Genomic DNA, 24,397 nt, shown 5'->3' on the forward strand with positions numbered 1-24,397 from the left:
CAGTCTAATAGTTGGTTGGTTAGTTGAAAAGCAACATGAATCTTAGCAATAAGATGATTGTTGCTTTTCTTTATTTATAACTTTAATGTTCGCTTAGAATTCTCTATAGTTTGTTTAAATAATTCTGGTGTTAATTCATCTTTCCAAATAGGCACTATGTCTTTTAACAACTGTTTGCCTTTTTCAGAATTAACTATTTCTGGAAAAGCAATTTCAAAAACTTCCAACATAATACTCGTTGCAGTTGATGCCCCAGGAGAAGCTCCTAGTAATGCCGTTATACTGCCATCTTTACTTCTTACCACTTCTGTTCCAAATTGCAAAACACCTTTTTCATATTCATCCTTTTTTATAATTTGAACACGTTGTCCTGCAACTAAAATTTCCCAATCCTCACTTTTAGCATTTTTTACAAATTGCCTTAAATCGTTCATTTTATCTTCATGGGAAGCAGCAACTTGCTCAATTAGATATTTAGTTAGTGGCAAATTATCCCAAAATGCCCCAAGCATTGGTTTTATATTATCAAATTTTATTGAGCTAGCTAAATCAAAATATGAACCTTCTTTTAAAAACTTTGGACTAAACCCGGCAAAAGGGCCAAACAATAATTCTCGCTTTCCATTAATAAATCTAGTATCTAAATGTGGTACAGACATTGGCGGGTCACCTATTCCGGCTTTACTATAAACTTTTGCAAAATGTTGATTTATTATAGCATCGTTTTTACAAACTAACCATTCACCACTAACTGGAAATCCTCCATAACCCTCTTTTTCTTCAATTTCAACTTTTTGTAACAATAATAAACTTCCTCCACCAGCACCAATAAATACATGTTTTGCATCTAAGTATTGCTTATGCTTTGTATTTGTGTTTTTAATTTCAACAGACCATTCAACATTTTCATCTGGATCTATATCTAAAACTTCTTCATTACATTGAACCGGAGTATCATATTCTGTTTCTAGTATTTTAAATAGTTTTTTTGTTAAAGCCCCAAAATTCATTTCGACTCCTCGTTCTATTCTTGTAGCAGCCATAGCTTCATCATCAGCTCTATCGTTCATTATTAATGGAAACCATTCACTCATTTTATCAATAGCAGTCGTAAATTCCATGTCCTGAAACATAAAATGCTTTTTTAAAGCTTCAAAACGTTTTTGTAAATACACAGCATTTTCTTCGCCTTGAACCCAACTATGATGTGGTACAGATGTTATAAAATCTTCAGGAGAATCTATTAAATCTTCATTAACTAAATAAGACCAAAATTGTTTTGATGTTTCAAATTGCTTACAAATTTTAAAAGCTTTATCACAATTAATCGACCCATCTTCATTCTCTGGTGTATAATTAAGTTCACACAAAGCAGAATGACCTGTTCCAGCATTATTCCAAGCAGCAGAACTTTCTAAACCAACATCTGGAAGTCTTTCTAAAATAAGAACTTTTAAATCAGGTTGAACAATTTTTACTAATAAGGCAAGTGTGGCGCTCATTATGCCTCCTCCAATACAAATTAAGTCGTAATCCTTATTTACATTCATAGTGTTTTTTCTCTTATTTTATAATTTTCATAAAGATAGTTAAGTATTGTATTAATTAACCAAAACACAATATACCAATTGGTATATTTTTTATATATTAGCAGAACTATGAGCAAAAAAGCAAAACTTACAGCACAATACATTATAGAAGTTTCTGCGCCTATTTTTAATAAAAATGGATATGCTGCTACTAGTTTGAATGATATTACTAAAGCAACTGGTTTAACTAAAGGCGCTATATATGGTAACTTTAAAAATAAAGAAGATCTGGCTTATGAATCTTTTAGATATATGGTAAAAGCTTTAATAAAACCATTATCTAAACATCTCGAATCTAGCAACTCACCTATTCAAAAGCTATTCTTAATTACAGATTTTTATAGAAATTATTATCCTTTTAGTAAACAATTAGGTGGTTGTCCTGTCTTAAATATTGGAGTTGATGCTAATAATAGTAATTCCGAATTGCTTAATAAGGTTAGAGATACCATTCAACGTATTCAAGACAAATTATGTTCTATTATTGAAAATGGTATTGAAGATGGAGAAATATCGACAGAAATAAATGCTATGCAATATGCAAAACGGATTGACACCATAATTCAAGGTGCTGTTTTTATGACCTATACTATGAATGATGAAGTCTATATGAAAGACACCATGAATCATGTTGATCAAATTATTACAAACGAACTTAAAATATAATATTTTTTAACCAAAAATATACCACTTGGTATATTACAAAAACACTAATCATGAATCAACTTCCAAAAGTATTAGAAAGCAAAACTAAAATACGATTTCAAGATTGCGATCCATTTAATCACTTAAATAATGGTAGTTATATTAATTACTTTATGAATCATCGTGAAGATGTACTTTTAAAGTATTATGATTTCGATATCTATAAAAAAGCAAAAGAAGAAGGTAAAAGTTGGGTTTCTAGTAGCAACCAAATCGCATACTTAAAACCAACACTTTTAATGGAAACCGTAACCATTGAATCCCAATTAATAAATGTTACTACTAGTGAAATACATGTTGAAATGCGCATGTATAATGAAAGTAAAAGCCAATTAAAGTCTATAATTTGGTGCGGTTTTGTACATTTTAATTTACTGAAACAAAAAAGAGAAATTCATAATGAAGATTTAATGGAATTATTTAAAAATGTAAATAACCCAATAGACGCATCTACTTTCGAACAAAGACTTACTCAACTAAAAGACTCTTTAGTTTCTCGAAATTAATAGAACAACAATAAATCAATCGTTATTAGGTTTAATAAATCAACAATTTTATGTTGATAAATACTAATAAATTATCGATAAACTGTTACAAAAAATCTTTATTTTTGCTTTTATTGAACTCCAATTCGTACAGCGAGATAAATAACCCTATATTTATTAAGCCAATTTTTTACTAACAAAAAACCTACTATTAATAATGAATATTTTAAAAAACATAGACTACATACTATTAAACTCTTCTGCAAGTGAACATGAGATTATTGACCATTGCTATAAAGCAAAAATCAATAATTATTACGCCGTTAATGTAAACAGTTGCTATGTGCCATTAGCAAAACAATTGTTAGAAGATAGTGATATAAAAGTATCTACTGTTGTAGGATTTCCACTTGGTGCTATGTCTACAAAAGCAAAAGTTTTTGAAGCTGTAAACGCTATTGAAGAAGGCGCCGATGAAATTGATATGGTAATTAATTTAGGCTATCTAAAAAGCAGAAATTATGTGTCTGTTTTAAAAGATATTACAGATGTAAAACGCGCGATTGGCGAAGTACCTCTTAAGGTTACTATTGAAATTTCTGAATTAAATAAAAACGAAATTGTTAAGGCCTGCGAAATATGTTTAGATGCCAATGTAGACTACATAAAAACATCTACTGGTTTTTCAAAAAATGGAGCAACACTAACTGCTGTGAAAATAATAAAGAAAATTGTTAAAAATAGAGCTAAAATAAATGCACAAGGTGGTATTGAAGATTACGAAACCCTTTTAAAATATATAGAAGCTGGAGCAGATAGAGTTGGAATATCCTTTCAAATACAAGTTAAAAACCAAGCTCAACAAGAAAGAAATTCTAAAATCTTCAAAAAATATATTGATAATTTAGAAAAAACTGCAGTTACTATTACGGATTCAGTAACAAAAGTATAATTCCAAACTTAAAGAGACTGTTTTTAAGTTATAAACCATTGATTTAATACGAAAAATCAATGGTTTATTTTTATTAGAAAATTAAAACTTCATTTAAAAAAATTTAGCAAAATAGCTTATGAGAAATTATTAGCTATCTTTGATAGTCTTCACCTATAATTTAAATTGATGAAATTAAATAAGTATATTGATCATACTTTACTTAAACCAACCGCAACAAAAGAAGATATTATTAATCTTTGCAATGAAGCCAAAGCGTACAATTTTTTTTCAGTTTGTGTAAATAGTTGCTACGTATCTTTAGCTAAATCTTGTTTAGAAAATAGCAATATAAAAGTTTGTAGCGTTATTGGTTTTCCACTTGGAGCAATGAGTACTAAGGCAAAAGTTGAAGAAGCCAAAACAGCATTAAATGATGGTGCAGATGAAATAGATATGGTAATTAACTTAGGATTACTAAAAAGCAAAGATTTTGATTGTGTTTGGAAAGATATTGAATCTGTAAAAAACATCATGCCTAACAAAACCTTAAAAGTTATTTTAGAAACTTGTTATCTTGAAGAAATAGAAATCATTAAAGCCAGTGAACTAGCCATACAAAGCGGTGCCGATTTTATAAAAACATCTACAGGTTTTGGCATTGGTGGCGCTACATTACACGATGTAAAACTCATGATAAGTGTAGCAAACAATAAAGCTAAAATAAAAGCTTCAGGAGGTATTAAAGATGAAAAAACTGCTTTAGAATATATAAATATTGGTGTTGAGCGCTTAGGAACATCCTCTGGAATTGCAATTGTAACTGGCAAATCTTCTAATTCTAATTACTAAAAATGAGTGTACATATTGAAGCCAAAAAAGGCGATATTTCTGAAACTATATTATTACCTGGTGATCCATTAAGAGCAAAATGGATTGCAGAAACCTTTTTTGAAAACTCTGTTTGCTTTAATAAAGTTAGAGGCATGTTGGGATACACAGGAACTTACAATGGTAAAAAAATATCTGTTATGGGTACTGGCATGGGTGTGCCATCAATTTCTATATACGCTCATGAGCTTATTAACGAATACGATGTTAAAAATTTAATTAGGGTTGGAAGCGCAGGCTCTTACCAAAAGGATGTGAAAATTCGAGATATTGTTTTGGCTATGGCTGCATCATCAAACTCTGGATTAAATGAGCTTCGTTTTGGAGGTGCAGACTATGCGCCTACTGCGAATTTTGAGTTGTTTCAAAAAGCTGTTGACACTGGTAAAGCCAAAAATATTCCTTTAAAAGCTGGAAACGTGTTTACTTCAGATGAGTTTTATGAAGATGATTTTGAATCGTACAAAAAGTGGTCAAAATTTGGAGTGCTTTGTGTTGAAATGGAAACCGCTGGTTTATACACAGTCGCTGCTAAACATAATGTCAATGCTCTATCTATATTAACAATCTCAGATTCCCTAGTTACAGGTGAACATACCACAAGTAAAGAACGGGAAACAACTTTTAAAGACATGATTGAAATAGCATTAGAATTAGCTTAAATTAAAAATATGAAACCCTTCATTTTATTTCTATTTGTATCCATTTTGCTTTTCAGTTCTTGTAAGGACCACCAAAATGCAAGCGATTCTAAAGAAAAAACAACTTCCACATTTTATTTTATTAGACATGCTGAAAAAGATAGAAGTGATTCTTCTAACCAAAATCCTCATCTTAATGAAGAAGGCCTTTTACGAGCTAAAAAATGGAGTGAAGTTTTAAAAAACATATCTTTTGATGCTATTTATTCAACAGATTATAACAGAACACGAGAAACGGCATTACCAACAGCTTTAAGCAATAATTTACAAACCATTATTTACGATCCAAATATGATGGATATCACTAAATTTTTAAGCGATAATATTGGCAAAAATGTATTGGTTGTTGGACATAGCAACACAACACCTAAATTAGTAAATAACATTCTTAAAAGTGAAACCTACAAAGAAATTGATGATAGTAACAATGCAAATCTGTATATAGTTACTATAAATAGTAATGAAATTACAAGCACCCTTTTGTTTATTAAATAGAATTAATACTAACAGATATATTTTCTAACTCTATTTTTGATAGTAGTTCCAATTCATCCTTTTCAAATAGAACATCTATATTTTCCAATATAACATCATTAACCTTTGGTTTGTAATTATTATAATCTACAAACCGAATACCATTTATGTAACGCTCGTTATAAGCTTCTCGAAAACGGAATCCTTTGCCCTCTTTTTCATTATATGAATAAGCTAAGTAAACCACTTTATATGTTTTATTATCAACCCAATATACAAAAACATCTTCAAAATCCTCACCGCCTCCTTTTTGATTAAATGTAACTTTTATTTTATAATAGTTTCCTCCTTTAATTTCTACTTTACCTAAATAAGTTTTATTAACTGCAGCATCATTTAAACCAAAAGGCAATACCGAAAAGTAATGGACAGAGTTTACTGAAGCTGTATATTTTGCAGCCATAGAATCTCTAACTGCCATCGGAAAATTATTTACAAAACGCATAAAACCTTTGTTATTCAATACGTCTTTTACAATACCCAAAGAATCTTTAAACTCACGTTCAAATTGAAACTTTCCCTTTTCACGAATGGCTTTATAATGCTTATCTCTAAAATTGAAATCGATTGTAGACTTTTTAAAAAGTTCACCACCAGAAACCTCGATTGATTTATCTATAATTTCATTAGCATTTTGCAACTCTTGCTTGCAACCTAAAACGAGAATTAAAAACGTAAAGGAGAATATTATTTTTTTCATTTAATACAAGATTTTAAAGTCTGTCGTAAAACTACCAAATACATAACCTAGCCTTTTAAACCTTAACTTAATATTTAGAATTAAGTTTAAAACTAATGGTTTTTCCCGTAAATTTTTGTGCTAAAATATTTAAAGCAGATTCTTTTAATTGCAAAACCCTTGGGTAACCACCTGTGGTTTGGCAATCGCGCATTAAAATAATGAGTTTTCCAGAAGGCGTTAATTGCACGGTTCCAGGAAGCACTGCCGAGGTAATAATTGGTTTTAAATTATTCTCTAAAACCTCCTCTAGTTGATATGCCATTCTGTTATTATCTTTTGAAATAGTAAAACTTTTTAAAAACAAATCGTCTTGTTGTTTTTTTGTAAGTGAATCAAATTCGGGTCCTTTAAAAACTTCAATGGCATTGCAATTCATATAGGAATTATCAAACCTAATAGAAGCGTATTGTGTTTCACTAATTGGTAAAGATTCCAAAATAGCTAATTCATCATTTTTAAGAAGCATAAACTGCTTAGTTATGTTTTGATACATACTTTTACTACGCATCACTGTTTCTGCTTTAAAACCACCTAAAACAGCCAAATAAGACCTAAATCCCATATTTAATTTACCAAACGATAGGACATCATTTGGTTTTACATTTACTATTTTGTCAAGTTTAATATGATCATCATTTAATTTGGCTGACATATCTGCTCCTGAAATAACAATTTGAGTTTGATTATTAAATTGAAGTATTGCTCCAGTCATCGTCATTTCTAAAACAGCTTCATCTTCATTATTTCCTAAAAGTGCATTAGCCAAAGCTGCAGCTTTTTTATCCATAACACCAGAATAAGGCACACCAAAATCCTGAAAATCAAAACGTCCAAAATCTTGAATAGTGGAATAAAATCCTGGTTTTAAAACTTTAATCATTTATCACCTCACTTTCTATTTGGTAAACTTTTGCATCTACCAATATTTTTATATTCTGATACTCTTTTAAGTCAATTGAATAAAACTGAATACGATCTCCTGCTTTTGCAAAACAGGGTTGTTCTTTTGAAACATCAAAAAAATTAATTGGTGAATTTCCAATAACATTCCATCCACCAGGACTTGCATTTGGATAAACTCCTGTTTGACCTCCGCCAATAGCAACCGTACCTTTTTCTAAGTGTAATCTTGGTGTTTCTTTTCTAGGAATATGAAGTGATTTATCAAGACCACCTAAGTATAAAAACCCAGGTAAAAACCCAATAAAATAAACGGTATAAATAGCTTGTGAATGGCGTTTAATTATATCTTCTTTTGAAAGCTTTTTTTCTATTGAAATGTCATTTAAATCAAGCCCAAATTGCTCATCATAACACACAGGAATTCTCCATAAAAATGTTTCTATTTTTTCTAAGGACTCTACCGAGCTATAGATTTTCTCTATAATATCCTTTTCAGCTTTAAAATTATTTACAAAATCATCATATATAATTAACAACGAGTTATATGCTGATTTTAATTCAACTAAAAGTTTAATATTACTTTTTTTGATTTTTTGTTTAAAATTGATAATATCTATTAAAATAGCATCATCAATTTTTGATGGCCATTCAATTAAAATAGCACGTTCTCCAAAGGGTTTATATGTGAGTTTAAAAGCCATTAAAATTATCTAATTCTAATACCATGTAATTCTAATTTTTCTTTTAAATTTTTTATTAAAATTACTGCTTTTGGATTATCCCCATGAACACAAAATGTATGAGCCACAATACCAATTTCTGAGTCCTGAATAGTCTTTACTTTATAAGTTGAAATCATCTTAAAAACATGATTAAACATCTCACTTTCATCCTCAATCAAAGCATCTTTTTCTTGCCTTGATACTAAGGTTAAATCATTATTATAATTCCTATCAGCAAAAGCTTCATAGGTAATATTAATACCATTTTTTAAAGCCAAATCTGCAATAACTGATTTATAAGGCACATAAAGTTTTATTGGCAATGCGATGCTTTTCATAACCTCAACTACCACATTTGCAGTTTTTTCATCTATGGCTGCTAAATTATAAAGCGCTCCATGTAGTTTTATATGATGCAACAATACATGTTCTTCATTTAAAACCTCTATTAAATCATGAATTTGATTTTTTATAGACGAAAACAAAGCAACACAAGAGATTTCCATAGGTTGTCTACCAAAATTTTCTTTATCAGGAAAAGATGGGTGCGCACCAACTTTTACACGATGTAATTTAGCAAGTTTCACAACTCTACGCATGGTTTTAAGATCACCAGCATGACCTCCACAAGCAATATTGCATGAGGAAATAAAAGGCATAAATAGCGATTCGTTATCAATGCCCTCACCTACATCAACATTAATATCAATGATTTTATTTTCCATTAAAATAAATTTAAACCAAACACTTTATTAAGTGTTGCTAGAGAAAGTAAGATACTAATTCCTAGGATAAAAAACCCGAAAACATTTTGTTTAATTGTGTTTTTATACACTCCTAAAACAGATTCTTTATTCATGATCCAGATTAAGAAACCCGAAATAACTGGAAGTAAGATACCATTTGCCACTTGAGCAAATTTTATAATATCGATAGGCTTAATTCCTAATGAAGAAAATAAGACACCTAAAACCAAAATAAACATCCAAATAGCTCGAAACCTTTTAGTTCTCATGTTTGAAGACCATCCTAAACAACCAGTAGCAACATAAGCTGCCGCCAAAGGTGCTGTAATAGAACTTGTTATTCCTGCTGCAAATAAGCCAATTGCTAAAAAATACTTTGCAAAACTACCAAACAAGGGTTCTAATCCTTTTGCTAAATCTGATGTGTTTTTAATATTATCGCTTTGTATTGATGCCGCCGAAATTATTATGCACATAGATACCAAACCACCTAAAATAACAGCTACAATAGTATCTTTTCTGGCAAATTGCAAATCTGTGTTAGATTTCCATTTCTCCTTTACTAAAGCAGCATGCAAGAATAAATTATAAGGCACTACAGTTGTACCAATAAGCGCTATAATATAAAGCAAACTCTCCTTTGGAAACTGAGGAATAAAAGCACCTTTTAAAACTTCTGAAATATTGGGTTTTGTTATAATCGCCGTCATTATAAACGCTAAACTCATTAAAACAACTAAAGCTACGAGTGCTTTTTCGAGTATTTTATAATTTCCTAAATACAATAAAACGAATGCAATACCACCAATAATTATACTTAGCAGATTAATTGAAAAGTCACCAATGTTTAGGCTAGGATTACCTACAATGGTTTCTAAACCTAATACACCTCCAGTGATATTTCCTGCTTCATAAGCTGCATTCCCAATAACAATTGCTGAGAGCATAAGCAGAATAGCCAAAAATTTAAATACGGGGTTATTAATTTGGGTTCTAATAATTTCCGATAAACCTTTTTGAGTAATAATACCTAAGCGCGCAGACATTTCTTGTAACACAATGGTTGCGAAAATTGACAACATCATAGCCCAAAGCAATGAAAATCCGAAATTAACACCAGCCAAAGTACAAACGGTCACTGTACCAGGACCAATAAACGCAGCGGCTATTAACGGACCTGGGCCAATGTTTTTAAACCAGTTTTTAATCATTATTTAGTAGAATTGAGGGCATAAATAGCAAAACTACCTAACCAATGCCCGCCCTCATAACTATCGCCTACAATACTTGGCAAAGAGTAGTTAATATGTTGATTGGCAATATTTTTTAAGTGATTGTATTCAGGTAAACCTTTAGCGATTTTATTTAAACTCCATGCACGTGAAAAGTTAACACCATCTAAATGCACTAAATGCCCATCGGTTCTGTCTGAAACTATACCTACTTCTAAACTGTAATCTTTGTTTTTTAATTGTGGCAAAAAAGCATCTAACCATGTTTTATAATCTTCAATAGGCATTAATCGTTTCATTAAAGCAGCTTCTTCTAAACACGGTGATAAAAAATCACTTCCACTAGGCTCCCAACTCATTGGGCAATTTTCATCTTTCAAAAAGAAATATATTGCACGCTCTTTTATAGCATTTTTTAAAGCATCATTATTTAAGGTTTCTGCATAATCGTAAGCAAAACTTAACCCGAAAGCTGTATTGGTATGTGTTCCCACACGAAGTGGATAGTTTAACTTGGGCAGAAACTCTATATATTTTTGAATAATTAAATCAGTTAAAGGTTCTAAATTGCTTTCTAACTCTCTAGCAATTGCTGAGTCCCAAGTGTGTAATTCTTCGGCAAGTTTTAGTAACCACGCCCAACCATAAGTACGCTCGTAAGATTTGTTATGTTCACCATAAAAATACTTTACTTCTGTTTCTATATTTTCTTTAGATATATTTTGGAGCAAACGTTGTTTTACTTCTTCCGCTTTATCCATATTAGGAAACTGTTTTAATAAACTTACCAAACTCCAATGCCCGTGTACTGCCGAATGCCAATCGAAACAACCATAAAAAGCAGGATGTAAGGTTCGTGGTGGTAATAAATCGGTATCGCTTCCAATAGTTTGTGACAACTTGTTTGGATATTCTGTATTCATACAATGCAATGGTAATTCTGCGAGTGTATTGGCTTCTTTAAGATTGAGAACTGGGATTTGCACAACTTTATGAGTTTTAATCTCCTCTTCGTTCTTTTTTTTATTTTCACAATTAAAAACAACTAAACTTACTAATAAGAGAATGGTTACTTGCTTCATTTTATTTACAGATTAATATCGTTAATAACTAACTTTTTATTTGACTTATATAGTATTAACAGCAAAATAAAGCTTAAATACATAAAAACATTAGCAACAAAAAGCACTGTATATTGTATTAATTTAAAATTCTCGTCTATACCATAATAGTAAAAATGGTTGTAGAATATAAGTGGAGTTGTAACTAACCACCACATTAAAATAACCGTGCTTATATAAAAATTAAAAGATTTATAAAATTCAAGAATTTTATTGCTAGACAACACTTTTACAAAATAAAATGAAACACAAAGAAAAATAATAAGCATATTCAATATATCTATCGAAACAAATGAGTGCCATATAAAATATTTAAAGTTAAACACTATAATAGTAAAAGCATATATTATCAATAGAATTGCAGTGATTTTTAAAATATTTTTATGGCTTTTTATTTTTAATATTAAACTAAAGTAATAAAGATAAAACAAAGAACTCCCAATGTTCCAAAAAAGAGTGTACCACCAATAATTTGAACCCAACCAGGTCATGCCCATACCTTTAACATAATAATTTAGATAAATTCTGGTATAAATTTGCGAAATAGAATCTTGAATAAAGGTGTATATAAGAAAATAAACAAAGTATTTTACAACTGTATTTTTATATTTTTTATAAGTTAAAATACCCGTCAGAGCCGCAAATGCCTCTAAAAAATATACTACTGGTGTGTATAATTGATAAAATAAATCTTTCATTAAATAGTATAAGCTAAATTAGCCCAACTTAATAAATTTATTATTGGTTTTGTAACTTAAAATCACAAAAAAAATTTCTGACTCTAAATTTGAGCGTTTTCAATTTTACTCTGGTTTTTCTTATTTGGAAGTGTTGTAATTTACTACTAAAGTTATGAGTAGAATTAATATTCATTTTTTATTTGGTAACCTCTTTTTAGAGTTGTAAATATTATTATATTAAAATAAAAAATTAAAACTGGTTTATATAAAAGAGCCTTTAACTTAATTAAGTTAAAGGCTCTTTTATAATGAAATTATAAATTTAATTACTCCAAGGAGGTGTTACACCATTGGATCTTGCATAAGCGATTAATTGCCCTTTATGCTCGCCTGAATGCTCTAAAATAACCAGCAAAGTTGATAATCTATTCAGCTTTATAAACCCTAAATCAACTTCTTTATCAAAACTATCAGAATCAATTTGATCTATTTTATCCATAACAAAGACAAACGATTTATTTAAAGCGTCCAATACATTTTCTTTTCCAGTTATTTTTTCCATTCCCATCATATCAACATCTTCAGGTGGCATAAAACCAAGTTTTGAAGTAAAGAAATAGTTTGCAGCTGCAGTATGTAAAATTGCTTCTCTTACAGACCTAATACCTTCAGCAGGTCTCCATTCGTATTGATCTTCAGAAAAAGCATTTGCTAAAGAACTAATTTGATCTTGGTTGTGGCTCAATAATCCTTTCAGACTTGATTGTACAATTTCATCTTGTGCAAAGACTGAAAATGTACACATACATAAAAATAGGGTTGCTAAACTTTTCATTTTAAAATAAATTAAATTATTAAATTACTGGTTTTTAGATATATAAATATCTGAAAATGTATTGTAAATCACATTACAATCTTTATTAAATTTAAGTGAAAATTTAAAATTTACCCCAACCAACCTTCACGATCCAAACTCCTATATTGAATCGCTTCACTTATATGTGAACCATTAACCTCTTCAACACCTTCTAAATCAGCTATTGTTCTTGAAACTTTCAGTATCCTATCGTAAGCACGAGCAGATAAATTTAAACGTTCCATAGCAGTTTTTAAAAGTTGCTTAGATCCTTCATCTAAAATACAATGTTTACGAATTTGCTTCGTATTCATTTGTGCATTATAATGTACAGTATTAGATGCTTTAAACCGTTCTGTTTGCAATTCTCTAGCTTTGGTAACTCGTTTTCTAATATCTACCGAGGTTTCCCCTTTTCTATCTTCCGATAGTTTTTCAAAAGGCACAGGCGTCACTTCTATATGAATATCAATTCTATCCAACAACGGACCAGATATTTTACTTAAATAACGCTGCATTTCTGCTGGACTTGAAGTTACAGGAGCACTTGGATCATTAAAATAGCCTCCAGGACTTGGATTCATACTCGCCACCAACATAAACGACGATGGATATGTAACCGTAAACTTTGCTCGTGAAATAGTGACTTCCCTATCTTCCAAAGGCTGTCTCAAAACTTCTAAAACACCACGTTTAAACTCGGGTAATTCATCTAAAAACAAAACCCCATTATGTGATAAAGAAATCTCCCCCGGTTGTGGAAATGCGCCACCACCAACCAAAGCAACATCCGTTACTCTGTATAATGTGGTGTATATTAAATTTAGACTATAGGCTTTATGAAACACACTTAAACAAAGGGAAAAACCATAAACAAAGCCTTTAAAGTGTATTTATTGAAACCACCCTATTTAAAATACACTATTGAAATATAAATGTTAAACAAATAAAAGTAAAATTATGAAAGATTTAAAAATTTATGTAAGTACGTATGCAAAATACAACAACGGAAGTATAAAAGGTAAATGGCTTAACCTATTAGACTATGAAAATTTAGATGAGCTAAAAAAAGCTATGCAAAATATTCACAATGATGAATTAGACCCAGAGTATATGATACAGGATTTTGAATGTGATGAGATTTTTAAAAACTTAAATTTAATAAGTGAGTCATTTATATCAGACGATATATATAATATAATAGAGGCTTTAAATAATGCTTGCTATGATTTTGAAGTTTATAATAGTTATATAACAAGTTTCGGAATATGCTCAAATGAAATTTATGAAATTATCGACCAAGTTGAAGAGAGTTATTGTGGTGAGTTTTTAAATGACATAGATTTTGTTGAAAACCTATTAAAAGATACAGGTTGTATTCCTGATAACCTCCCTAGCTATATTCATATTGATTGGGAGAGTACAGCAAGAGATATAATGATGGATTATTCGACAGATAACAACCAATATTTTAGAAACATATAATATGGATACTTATGAAAGCACGATATGTAAGAATAAGTACAGCCAGTCAAAAAATTGAACGTCAATTAATTAAAAATCACCCTAACGAGAAGTTATTTGTTGATATTTCTAGTGGTGCTATTGCTTTTAATAAAAGAGAAAAAGCAAAAGAACTACTTGGTCAAATTAAGAACAATGAAGTTAAGTATGTCTCTGTTCATAGTATTGACAGGCTAGGAAGAAATTTATATGACATACTTTACACTTTAGAAACATTTGAAAAGTTTGAAGTCATTCTTAAAGTTGATAATTTAGGGTTAGAAAGCCATATTGCAGGAAAGCCAAATTTCGCTTTTAAGCTCATTATTTCAGTTATGGGTAGCATTGCAGAAATGGAGAGAGAAACTCTCTTAGAACGTCAAAGAGAGGGTATAACAATAGCAAAAATAAATGGAGTTTATAAAGGAAGGTTAAAAGGCTCTAAAGAATCAAAAAGTCAATTTCTATTAAAACATAAAAACACAATAAAATATCTAAACCAAAATCATTCATTAAGAAATGTTGCTAAACTTTGTAATATAAGTTTAAGTACTGTCCAAAAAGTAAAAGAATTATACTCTAAAAATGATATAACAAAAGGATTATAAAAATCTAATCTTTTAAATAAAACCTTAATAAACATAAGACTTTACAGATATTAAATGACAGATTTACTTTTTTGACAAATGCTGCACCAAACATATAAAACAGTATATGACCTAAAATAAACTTAATATGTATCCTAAAGCACCATTGAGAGAGAATAAAAATTTCAAAAATCATGCTTTTTTTTTCAAAACAAAAAAGCCACCCACCAAAATTAAATTGGTTTCACTTTTAAGCTCAATGGGGTGTAATTCTATACATACCCTAATCTTCAACGAACTGAAAAAAAATTTTTATGATTTTTTTAGGTCAAGGGAATACTTATCTAAAAAACTATGACCATATTTAAAACTTCTAAGTTCTGTTATAGTGTTTTGTTCATAATCTCAAACAACTTCAATAAAGAATTGTCTATAGCATAATAGTTAATATGAATGGCTTAGTGATGTTGTTGTCTAAGAAGATGCTTTATCCCAAACTGTTGCTTGTTAATCTTCTAATGTAAGTTTATTGAACTTGAATAGGGTCATTGATTTAGCTAAAATTAAATTTTTTTTATTTACTGTGTTGAGTAAAGTTATTATTTCAGATGTTTTTTCACTTCTTCTTTTGTCGATAAAACTTCTCTATAGTTTTCTTTCCATTCAATATCTCTATTTACATTAATATCTTTGCAATAATTTTCTCCATTAGTAATTAAACTTTCCATTCCTTTTTTATAAACTATATGAGTGCTACAAATAATAGGTTTCACATACTCTTCAACAATTTCTGGTGGTAAAACGATATTAACACCAAAATAATCGGTTTGAACACTTGGATAAATTATACCGCTTACATCTGGATGTAATAGAGCTATATTTGTGTACGCAGAACTAATCTTATATTCCTCAGGATTAACTACTTTCTTTGAAAATTCCTCACTTATAAATTTTAAAAAATCCAAATGAAATGCCATATCTTTTTCTTCCAAATTGTGTTCTTTAAGTAGCTTTTTTTGATTTTCGAATGATTCTGCTATTTCGGGATTGTTTTTCAAAGCATATTCAGAGAAAACAACTTCTACAACTAACAATTCCTTTCTTGTTTCCCAACGACTTACAGTATAATACTCTCCATCCGGACAATCTGTTCCCGAAACTCTAAAAATATGTGACGTTTCAGCAATAGCAGTAAGTCTAGGTTTGTCAATTAGTGAAGTTTCCAATGCCCCATAAAACATAACTTGATGCGGATTATTTGCTCTACCAAATGAACTAAGTACATTATCAATTACATTTTTGTCCTTTATATATCCAAGTTCATTAATATGTTTAAATAATGTCTTCCCTTTATTTTGTCTTACTCTATCTATGTAAGCATTTTTCGAAAGTTTAGCGATTGGAAGTGGAATAAACTTAATTCCATTTTTCAGTAAATCATATATTTCATCATATGTAACTAAAGTTAAATTTTTTGAATATTCCTTTAATTTTTCAAATGCTTCATATTTGTCCATAGAATTAGTTATTAATTATGCATGTATATGTGTATTTTTAACTTTACTCAATGTTTAATTTTTCGAATAAAATTCTGTTACGTTTTCTAGCATCATCTAATACTTTCTCAAATGGAAGAACTTCAAAATAGGCAGAGTAATATTTACTTTTTACTTTAAAATAGCCTTTGCCATCTGGTGTTTTCTCAAACTCTCTTCGTTTTAAAATTTTTTCTAAAGTTGGTGTAACATCACATACTATATAAATATAGAAAGGTGTTTTTTCTGAAACTTCTACTGTACGTCCATTTTTGCTTTTTACTTTTCCGTCTAAAAGATTGTCAATATATTTTTCAGTTTGTTCAATTGGATTTTTATCTTCATCATAATCTTTATAGTCATCTCGCATAGGCTTTTTAAACTCTACTATAGTAAAAGAATTATGTGGAGAGTTTTTCGAATCAGAAAAGGCAAAAGCTTCATTGTAAATTAATAAATCTGACCTTTGAGTTTGGTCAGCACTTACTTCTGAAACACTTTTGAAGGTCTTATCTGATGCTAAAAACGAATGATATGTCAAACGTTCATCAATAAGCCATAAATTTTGCTTATCAGCCGTAATTTCATCAGAATTAGACCTAATTGGAAAAAAGACACTATGAATTAAATCCTCATTTTCAAATTTGTCATTTTCATTTTTCTCAATCAAACCTTCTAAAAGTTCAATAATTGTTTTTCTGTGAACAACATATCTCGCCAAATCGGATTTTCCAATTTCATTGAATTCAGACAGGAATTTTTCATATTTTAGAACATATTCTTCGTGATTAGTGACATCTTTTTTTTCTTCAAGAAGTTCAATTTTATGTTCCTTAACTTCTAATCTCCATTTAGCATCGATTTTATATAATTCTATATCTAGTTTATCTTTTGGCAAATCAGGTGGGAGTTTTAAAATTTCTTCCTTTCTGTAATTTAGAGTACTTCTGTATTGAGGAAGTTCTTCGTTTATTGTTGGTCTGTAAGATTCTACTTTGTGGTTACGGACTTCAGCCAGATATTCTTTAAGTATCTCTTCTATACATCTAACTGATGCTCTTCTTAATTTTGCAAGGTTTAAATCAAACGATTCCTCATCCTCAAGGTCGTTACCATCTGGAAAATTAAACCCAATTCTTTCAGTATCCACGAATTCATCTAAAATATCTCCAACAACATATGCTTGGTAATAATATCGATTTCCTTCATTATCCTTAATAGAATATTTTCCAAGGTCAACTATTAAAGAATATAATCCTTCGTTAATAACGCTTCGATTGTGGGCACAATAATGGATTTTATGACTTTGTATTTTTAGCGATTTTGTAAGGTAAAGTGTGAATTTTTCCTCTTCTATATAAAAGTCTTTATCCTCAACTTCGCTTTTAAACTCTAATGCAAAGAGTTTTGTTAAATCAAACTCTATATTATTTTGGTTTCTTACTATTATTGTTGGTACTTGTTTGCGAATAAAATAAAGTTGAAAGTGAGCGATAAGTTCCCTTGCAATTGATTGTAAGTCATACTCAAGGTTTTTTTGATACTCTTCTCTATAATTTGTTAATCTAACAGTTGTCCCTAAACCTCGACCATTTAATTTTGGTTCTGAAAAATTTTCAAAACCCTCTTTAGTGGATTTAAAATCAAATGCTATTGTTTTTTCTTTCTTTTGTTCATCCAAAAATTGACTTGAAATATTTAACACTTTAAAAGCTTTTAAACAAACAAAACGACCAATGCCTTTGCCTCCAATTTTAAGCTTATGGTCTGTGTCTGCCTCAACAAAAGATGTCAAATTTTCTTTATTTAATCCAATCCCATTATCAGAAATTTCAAAGGAATGTATTGGATATCTATCGATATCAGGTAATTCTTGTAAAGTTTCTTCTTTACCATTTCGAATACAAAGAATAGTGATTTTGCCTTTACCTTTTATTAAGTTTCCTTCTTTTATTGATTCTTGAATTGAATGAATAGAGTTACTTACAACCTCAAATAAAGGCATTAAAGGTTTTGTTCTAGGCAACCTTGTATTTCTGACTTTGTTTGCAATATTTGATGTAGCAAATAATTTTTCCATTCAATTTTTGGTTTATTCGTGATGTTTCTTGTCATGAGGTAAAACAATTAAATGTATACATATTGTCAATACCCTCTATATAGGACTAAGATACTAAATCTTTTATTCCATGAATGACCTATTGGTTACCTTTGTTTATATTTTTGTATTTTTAGTAGAACCATGCCCTAACTAAAGTTAATACGTATAACGTCACTTGCAAATGTTAGCTAATATGTTACAAAATCATTTCTATTTATCTTCAAGTATAAGTATGTTAAATTAGTTTAAGATTTTTTAAAAATCAAATTACAGATAAAAACTCCAATTATAATAATAAACAATGCTATAACCAACCAAGTAATTCTCAAGTAATTTTTTTGAGTCTTAATCCGTGTCTCCAATAAATGCTTTTCACTATCTACTAGCTTTTTAAAGCGTTCCATCTCTAAATCTTTAATAGCTATAAGTCTCAATCTTTCTTTATAAGAACTTATGATTTTTTGCAAAAATACTCCAACTGCTGTAGGTGTTGAAAACCCCATATCTGAGACCCTTTGTAAGAGTGTTTTATCCTCATCATGCCCAATACCAGTAATGAAAGGAATAGGTAGTCCTATTGCCCTCTTACATAGCTCTATTTCATCAAATATCTCTAATCCACTACCTCCTCCTCGAAGGATTATAAGCAAATCCGAATCAGCAAAATTATAGCTGCTCAAAAACTCAATAATCTCAGTTTTAGATGATAAATTACACTTGTGGTGTCTAACATTATAATAATCTATATCATATAACTGATTCATATAATCATCATGTGAAGTAGATTGAATACCAGTTATTATATCTAATGTTGGTTTTTCTTCTCGTTCTATTTTCTTTAGCAGAATATCTTGAATAATAGGAAACTCTCGGTCAAATCTCGCTCTAATAATATCATATTCTACTTTAGTAACTTTTTGAATATCCGCTTTAAGTTCTAGAATTTTAGTTGCTCTGAAAAACACCTTTAATCTTGAATCATTATCTAAAGATTGACCTTTTGAGATATACCCTTGAATGTTATAATAACTTGAATGTTTAAGTTTTGATTTTAAATCTTCTGTGAGCTGAATAGTTATTTTATTTTGTTTGTTTTGGTCAATAAATTCGTCATAAAAAAATTTACTGTAAAGTTTCCCTTTATTATCAGAATAAAAACCTTCTAATAAAATCAATTGACCATCTAAACTTGAAGTGAGACTATTTGGATATAGTGTCAAAAGTGTAGACACAGACATTGACATATTATCTTTTGTCATTAAAATAAGGTATTTAATTCATTATAGTCAACCTTGTTTATTATATCAGGTCTATTTGTGTATCTATTTCCGTAATTAATATCTTGACTTACTGGATATGCCTCGAATTCCTTGGGAGTAAATGAGAATAGTAGTTCTTCTATATCACCTTGTCTTAAATCTGAATTTAACCATTCCACTTCATCATAATCTGCTAAAACCAAAGGCATCCTAAATGTACCTTGCTTTTTTACATTATGTATTTTTTCAAAAAAAGGGTTTGCTATAGTTGTTATAATGGTTGCAGTATATACATCATCATCCAATTCAGAATATAGCCCTGCAAAAGCAAATAAACCATGGTCTTTATATTTACAATATTGAGGAATTGAACTACCATCTACTTTGTGTGGCTCATAAAAACCATCGGACAAAATAATACAACGTTGATTCATTGCGAATTGATTATAAAGCCTGCTTTTAAAAATATTTTCTGCTCTGGCGTTATAGGTGTGATATTCTGATAAGTATTTCGTTCTTTCATTAATATTCAAATTTTCTGGCATTAACCCCCAATATGCAGGTTCAATGTTATCGAACTCATTTTGCTTAATGATATAGAAATTCCTTTTTTCATATCCAGCAAAATGATAGTATGGGTCAAAAACCTCAGGAATATTAAAGCTAGCATCAAAACGTCTTTCGTTTTCTTTGGCTGTTTTTGTATTTGAGGTATGAAAACACATTATAAATCTCTAATAAAATGTTGAACAATTCCCAAGCATAAAATTGTATCATCTTCTTCAACTTTTATGTTTGGGAACGAATCATTATCAGCTATAAGAACATTGTTTTTCTTATCGCATCTCTTTACTGTAAAATCTGTATTATTAAAGGACATTACACCAATTTTATTGTCTGTTAACTCTTTATCCGATTTTACTATTAACAAATCTCCCTTCTGCAAAGTTGGATACATGGAATCTCCTTTAACTCTGACTAAATATGTAGCATCTGGATTTATTAAGTACTTACTATCTAAGCTGATTTTTTGCTCTTTAAAATCATCAGCAGGTGAAGGGAAACCTGCCTGAACCCCATCTGAAAAATATTTTACGTAAAGTTCTTTACCTTTTATATCAAAAGGAACTAGCTCTAACTCTTCACTAAATCTAGGAATCTTAAGTATGCTCATTATTCAACTTCTAATAATTCATTCCAATTTGTAGTATACCTCTGAGATAGTTTTTCCTGTCTCATTTTCCAAGTTCTACCTAAATCTTGACTTGCTAATTTAACTTTGGTTTTCCCTATGCTTTTGTTTAACAGGTCTATAGATTTCATTAAAGATAAATGTTTTGGGTTTTCTTCACAAAAGAAATTTAACTGTCTTTGGTTTTCAGGTACAATTCCCATTACAATAACACCTGCTTTTTTATAATAAAAGCCCTGTTTAAATATTGCTTTTAACCCAATTTGAGCAAATTTATTTATAGTTAAGGAAGAATTGGTTGGATAAGGTAATTTAACAATAATATTTTTACCATATTGCTTGTGGTCTGACCTATGGGAATTAGTATTTACAAATACCAAAAGCAAGTTAGTACATGAATTTTGTTTTCTTAGTTTTTCAGCACATGACACAGCAAAAGTTGAGATTCTTTCCCTGACATCGCTAATATTATTTAAGTTCTTTTCAAAAGAGCGTGTTGTAGCAATAGCCTTTTTGGTTTTAACTTCATCTAATCCTAAAGTTGGCTCTCCTCTAAGTTCTCTTTGCAGTCTTAAACCGACTATTGAGAACTCCCTTCTAACCCATTCTGATGGTAATTCAGTAAACTGTAAAGCATTAAATATTTTATGACTTTTAAGTCGATTTGATATTTGTCTACCAATACCCCAAACATCCTCAATTTTAGTCCATCTAAGAGCTTTTAAACGCTTTTCTACGGTATCTATGACATAGACACCACTTGTAATGTCTTGGTACTTTTTAGCTATCTTATTTGCTATTTTAGACAGAGCTTTTGTTGGTGCAATACCAACAGAAACAGGAATCCCAGTCCACTGTTTTACTTTCATTTTCATATCAAGACCGTAATCTTTCAAATCATAATTTTCATATCCATTAAATTTTAAAAAAGCTTCATCAATCGAGTAAACTTCAACATCAGGTGTGTAAGTTGAGAGTATATTCATAACTCTGTTACTTAAATCTCCATACAATGCATAATTCGATGAAAAAACGTTAACATTGTTTTGCTCAAATAACGCTTTATATTTATATGCTACAGCACCCATTGGAATATTAAGTGCTTTTGCTTCATTAGAGCGTGCAATGACACAACCATCATTATTTGATAATACAACTACTGGTTTATCATTTAAATCTGGTCTAAAAACTCTTTCACAAGAAGCATAAAAACTATTACAATCAACTAAAGCAAACATGAGATAAAATTAATCCATGTAGCTTTCAGATTTTGTTAAAACACTAAAATTTAATTAACAATATTTTTTACGATAAATTATTAGTGGCAAAAGCAATATCAATCCTTTATTTTAAAATAAGGCTTAATGTTCGTACACTATTCGAAGGTTATGTAAAATAATTATGGTTTTGTCAAATGTTGCACTAAACTTATAAAATAGTATATAACATCCGAAATAGGTAAACTAAAGCACTATTGATAGAGAATAAATAATTTTTAATTCAGTATTTTTAGCACTACACGCAAACTTGATAAAAAACTTATTAATCACAAACAGACTCAATAAGCTCTTGTGCATCATGTCCCAGTTCTTGGGATTTTTTTGCATCTAAACATGCTGCATCAAAATCTTTTAATGTTTGCTTACAAACACCTCTATTGTGATAAGCTAACCCATTATTAGGATTAAGCCCGATAGCCTTAGTATAATCTTCAATTGCTCCATTAATATCCCCTAGGTCTTGTTTTACAACCCCTCTGTTGTTATAATATTCTTCATTATTAGGGTTAAGCTGAATGGCTTTGTCAAGGTCTTGTATAGCCCCATCATTGGCTTCAAAATAAGATTTCAAAATAGCCCTATTATTGTAGGTACTAGCATCATTAGGACTTAGCATAATAGAAATTGTATAATCCTCGATTGCTCCAATAAAGTCATCCAATAAGTCTTTAACAAAAGCCCTATTGTGATAGCAATCAGCAAAATCTGGACTTAACTTAATTGCCTTGTCAAAATCTCGTAAAGCTCCGTCATAATCTTTAGAATCAATTTTTTCAACACCCCTGTCATAATAAAATGACGTTGAATCAGTTTCAATCTCTCTTTCTAATCCTTCATTAGATTGAGCATTGTTAATTTGTGTAGTAATAAACAAAATTAATATTAGAATGTTTCTCATAAGATATTTTTAACGATGTTAATTTCCGTACTGAAAATTCATTTTAATTCTTGGTAATTTGGGTTAAGCAATAACAACCAATTATCAAAAGTGTTTGCCAAGATTTTTCAATAAAAATCATGTAAAATATTAATACAATCATTATGATATTTGCAATGATATTAAAATGTTTATTTGTCATATTTGTTTAAGATGTTTTTCCTTTCGCTAAAAGCATCCATATAAAATAGAAAGGAATTAATTGAAACCACCCACTACGACCAATATCATGGCATCTTTTAGCTCCTTGGGCTATTAGTAAATATGAAACAATTAGTTTGACAAATGAGAGAATGTTAGAGTTTTCCTGATTGACAATCAGGGTTAAGCCAATAGCAAAAAAGCAAAAAACTATAAGCGTTAATAAATACTCAATTCTACCAATTCTACCTTTGAAGGATAAGGGTCTAGTGAACATATTAATTTTTAATTGTATCACAAACCTCAAAGTGATGGGTAAATTAAATTATAAAAAAAGCGATGAGGTTTCAAGCCTTGAAGTAGGGAGGTTCGGCAAAACCAACAACACCAAGTACTAACTCATCGCCCAGACGGACGAGAGCATTTGACTTGCTATTTGTGTTGTTTTGAAAATTTTGCCGATTTCCCTACTTAATAACAGCTAACGCTTTTCTCTTATGGTTAATTTTTATTGTATATTCTTATATATCGTCTATGTTTATTATTCAAAAGTACTTATTATTAATTAATTTTTTCTGTATTCAATGAACAACTCATTTAACATATTTAAACTATCTTCAAAGTAAAACTGTTGATTAGTTAATAATGTTAGATAAGCAGTTAATTCATCTACGTAATTAATTTTAGGTTTGTAAACATGTGTCCCATCACCAAAATTGTTTTTTACTTTATCTCGAAATGTGCAACCTAAACTAAATCCTAATCCATTTTCATGAATTTTAATTCCATTTACCCTAGAAGTATAAACAGTCATATATTGCATAGCTATGTATTTAGAGTCAAAATCAAAAACGTCCTTTAGCCATTTAGAACTAAGTGGTATTCTTCTAAACTGATGAGTTTCATTATTATTCTCAATTTCAGTTAAAATTTTGGTATTAACACAAACAATTTCTTTTGAATGAAAACTATAAGTTAAGTCTCCTATTTTTAATTTTCTATGTAACATAATTTATTGTTCTTT

25 protein-coding genes and 1 pseudogene are annotated in these 24,397 nt (G+C 29.7%); 8 read left to right on the plus strand and 18 right to left on the minus strand.

The features are described 5' to 3' along the window. Nucleotides 1-74 precede the first annotated feature (74 nt). Nucleotides 75-1,550, minus strand: a complete 1,476-nt coding sequence (gene mqo / locus BT151_RS15825; RefSeq protein ID WP_072403330.1) for a malate dehydrogenase (quinone) — start codon at nucleotides 1,548-1,550, stop codon at nucleotides 75-77. Nucleotides 1,551-1,658: 108 nt separating this feature from the next. Between mqo and BT151_RS15830 the strand changes: the two genes are divergently transcribed. From BT151_RS15830 to BT151_RS15855, 6 genes are all read left to right on the plus strand, one after another. Next, complete coding sequence (locus tag BT151_RS15830) at nucleotides 1,659-2,255, plus strand: TetR/AcrR family transcriptional regulator (protein WP_072403331.1); 597 nt, start codon at nucleotides 1,659-1,661, stop codon at nucleotides 2,253-2,255. 50 nt (nucleotides 2,256-2,305) lie between these two features. Continuing rightward, nucleotides 2,306-2,800, plus strand: coding sequence for an acyl-CoA thioesterase (locus BT151_RS15835; RefSeq protein WP_072403332.1), 495 nt, complete (start codon nucleotides 2,306-2,308; stop codon nucleotides 2,798-2,800). 196 nt (nucleotides 2,801-2,996) lie between these two features. Further along, nucleotides 2,997-3,731, plus strand: a complete 735-nt coding sequence (gene deoC, locus BT151_RS15840; RefSeq protein ID WP_072403333.1) for a deoxyribose-phosphate aldolase — start codon at nucleotides 2,997-2,999, stop codon at nucleotides 3,729-3,731. A gap of 168 nt (nucleotides 3,732-3,899) precedes the next feature. Continuing rightward, nucleotides 3,900-4,562, plus strand: a complete 663-nt coding sequence (gene deoC / locus BT151_RS15845) for a deoxyribose-phosphate aldolase (protein ID WP_072403334.1) — start codon at nucleotides 3,900-3,902, stop codon at nucleotides 4,560-4,562. A 2-nt stretch (nucleotides 4,563-4,564) separates the two neighbouring features. Further along, nucleotides 4,565-5,263 (plus strand): purine-nucleoside phosphorylase, encoded by a 699-nt coding sequence (gene deoD, locus BT151_RS15850; protein ID WP_072403335.1) that lies wholly within the window; start codon nucleotides 4,565-4,567, stop codon nucleotides 5,261-5,263. 9 nt (nucleotides 5,264-5,272) lie between these two features. Continuing rightward, on the plus strand, nucleotides 5,273-5,797 hold the full coding sequence (locus tag BT151_RS15855) for a phosphoglycerate mutase family protein (RefSeq protein WP_072403336.1): 525 nt from the start codon (nucleotides 5,273-5,275) through the stop codon (nucleotides 5,795-5,797). Here BT151_RS15855 and BT151_RS15860 read toward each other — a convergent pair. The 8 genes and pseudogenes from BT151_RS15860 to BT151_RS15900 all read right to left on the minus strand — a co-directional run. After that, nucleotides 5,790-6,536, minus strand: a complete 747-nt coding sequence (locus tag BT151_RS15860; RefSeq protein WP_072403337.1) for a DUF6503 family protein — start codon at nucleotides 6,534-6,536, stop codon at nucleotides 5,790-5,792. The two genes, BT151_RS15855 and BT151_RS15860, sit on opposite strands and share 8 nt — an antisense overlap. Nucleotides 6,537-6,603: 67 nt before the next feature. Then, nucleotides 6,604-7,458: a 5-oxoprolinase subunit C family protein gene (locus BT151_RS15865; RefSeq protein ID WP_072403338.1), complete on the minus strand. Its 855-nt coding sequence runs from the start codon at nucleotides 7,456-7,458 to the stop codon at nucleotides 6,604-6,606. Further along, nucleotides 7,451-8,182, minus strand: a complete 732-nt coding sequence (gene pxpB, locus BT151_RS15870) for a 5-oxoprolinase subunit PxpB (protein WP_072403339.1) — start codon at nucleotides 8,180-8,182, stop codon at nucleotides 7,451-7,453. The genes BT151_RS15865 and pxpB overlap by 8 nt, the downstream gene beginning before the upstream one ends. A gap of 5 nt (nucleotides 8,183-8,187) precedes the next feature. Continuing rightward, a complete protein-coding gene (pxpA, locus tag BT151_RS15875; protein ID WP_072403340.1) occupies nucleotides 8,188-8,928 on the minus strand; it encodes a 5-oxoprolinase subunit PxpA in 741 nt (246 codons plus the stop codon). Continuing rightward, nucleotides 8,928-10,160 (minus strand): Nramp family divalent metal transporter, encoded by a 1,233-nt coding sequence (locus BT151_RS15880; protein ID WP_072403341.1) that lies wholly within the window; start codon nucleotides 10,158-10,160, stop codon nucleotides 8,928-8,930. The genes pxpA and BT151_RS15880 overlap by 1 nt, the downstream gene beginning before the upstream one ends. Then, entirely contained in the window at nucleotides 10,160-11,263 is a 1,104-nt protein-coding gene (locus BT151_RS15885) for a DUF2891 domain-containing protein (RefSeq protein WP_072403342.1), read from the minus strand. Before BT151_RS15885 ends, BT151_RS15880 begins: the two co-directional genes overlap by 1 nt. 1,041 nt (nucleotides 11,264-12,304) lie before the next feature. Further along, a complete protein-coding gene (locus BT151_RS15895) occupies nucleotides 12,305-12,817 on the minus strand; it encodes a DinB family protein (protein WP_072403344.1) in 513 nt (170 codons plus the stop codon). Between the two features lie 110 nt (nucleotides 12,818-12,927). Continuing rightward, a pseudogene (locus BT151_RS15900) lies at nucleotides 12,928-13,641 on the minus strand (YifB family Mg chelatase-like AAA ATPase); the annotation flags it as partial. Between the two features lie 157 nt (nucleotides 13,642-13,798). Here BT151_RS15900 and BT151_RS15905 point away from each other — a divergent pair. Together BT151_RS15905 and BT151_RS15910 are read left to right on the plus strand one after the other, a co-directional pair. Then, the gene (locus tag BT151_RS15905; RefSeq protein WP_072403345.1) at nucleotides 13,799-14,323 is read left to right on the plus strand and encodes an antirestriction protein ArdA; all 525 of its coding nucleotides are present in this window, start codon (nucleotides 13,799-13,801) and stop codon (nucleotides 14,321-14,323) included. A gap of 11 nt (nucleotides 14,324-14,334) precedes the next feature. Next, complete coding sequence (locus BT151_RS15910) at nucleotides 14,335-14,949, plus strand: recombinase family protein (RefSeq protein WP_072403346.1); 615 nt, start codon at nucleotides 14,335-14,337, stop codon at nucleotides 14,947-14,949. 578 nt (nucleotides 14,950-15,527) lie between these two features. Here BT151_RS15910 and BT151_RS15915 read toward each other — a convergent pair. From BT151_RS15915 to BT151_RS15955, 9 genes are all read right to left on the minus strand, one after another. Then, a complete protein-coding gene (locus BT151_RS15915) occupies nucleotides 15,528-16,445 on the minus strand; it encodes a hypothetical protein (protein WP_072403347.1) in 918 nt (305 codons plus the stop codon). A 43-nt stretch (nucleotides 16,446-16,488) separates the two neighbouring features. Further along, entirely contained in the window at nucleotides 16,489-18,543 is a 2,055-nt protein-coding gene (locus BT151_RS15920; protein WP_072403348.1) for an ATP-binding protein, read from the minus strand. A 266-nt stretch (nucleotides 18,544-18,809) separates the two neighbouring features. Then, on the minus strand, nucleotides 18,810-19,823 hold the full coding sequence (locus BT151_RS15925) for an exodeoxyribonuclease VII large subunit (RefSeq protein ID WP_072403349.1): 1,014 nt from the start codon (nucleotides 19,821-19,823) through the stop codon (nucleotides 18,810-18,812). Next, nucleotides 19,823-20,548, minus strand: coding sequence for an SOS response-associated peptidase (locus BT151_RS15930; RefSeq protein ID WP_072403350.1), 726 nt, complete (start codon nucleotides 20,546-20,548; stop codon nucleotides 19,823-19,825). Before BT151_RS15930 ends, BT151_RS15925 begins: the two co-directional genes overlap by 1 nt. Beyond that, the gene (locus BT151_RS15935) at nucleotides 20,548-20,997 is read right to left on the minus strand and encodes a LexA family protein (protein ID WP_072403351.1); all 450 of its coding nucleotides are present in this window, start codon (nucleotides 20,995-20,997) and stop codon (nucleotides 20,548-20,550) included. Before BT151_RS15935 ends, BT151_RS15930 begins: the two co-directional genes overlap by 1 nt. After that, nucleotides 20,997-22,253, minus strand: coding sequence for a Y-family DNA polymerase (locus BT151_RS15940; RefSeq protein ID WP_072403352.1), 1,257 nt, complete (start codon nucleotides 22,251-22,253; stop codon nucleotides 20,997-20,999). The genes BT151_RS15935 and BT151_RS15940 overlap by 1 nt, the downstream gene beginning before the upstream one ends. A 304-nt stretch (nucleotides 22,254-22,557) precedes the next feature. Next, on the minus strand, nucleotides 22,558-23,193 hold the full coding sequence (locus BT151_RS15945) for a tetratricopeptide repeat protein (RefSeq protein ID WP_072403353.1): 636 nt from the start codon (nucleotides 23,191-23,193) through the stop codon (nucleotides 22,558-22,560). A gap of 187 nt (nucleotides 23,194-23,380) precedes the next feature. After that, entirely contained in the window at nucleotides 23,381-23,650 is a 270-nt protein-coding gene (locus BT151_RS18995) for a DUF805 domain-containing protein (RefSeq protein WP_072403354.1), read from the minus strand. A 288-nt stretch (nucleotides 23,651-23,938) separates the two neighbouring features. After that, nucleotides 23,939-24,382, minus strand: a complete 444-nt coding sequence (locus BT151_RS15955) for a hypothetical protein (protein WP_072403355.1) — start codon at nucleotides 24,380-24,382, stop codon at nucleotides 23,939-23,941. Between the last annotated feature and the right edge of the window lie 15 nt (nucleotides 24,383-24,397).

The organism is Flaviramulus basaltis, assembly GCF_900114265.1.
Lineage (GTDB): Bacteria > Bacteroidota > Bacteroidia > Flavobacteriales > Flavobacteriaceae > Flaviramulus > Flaviramulus basaltis.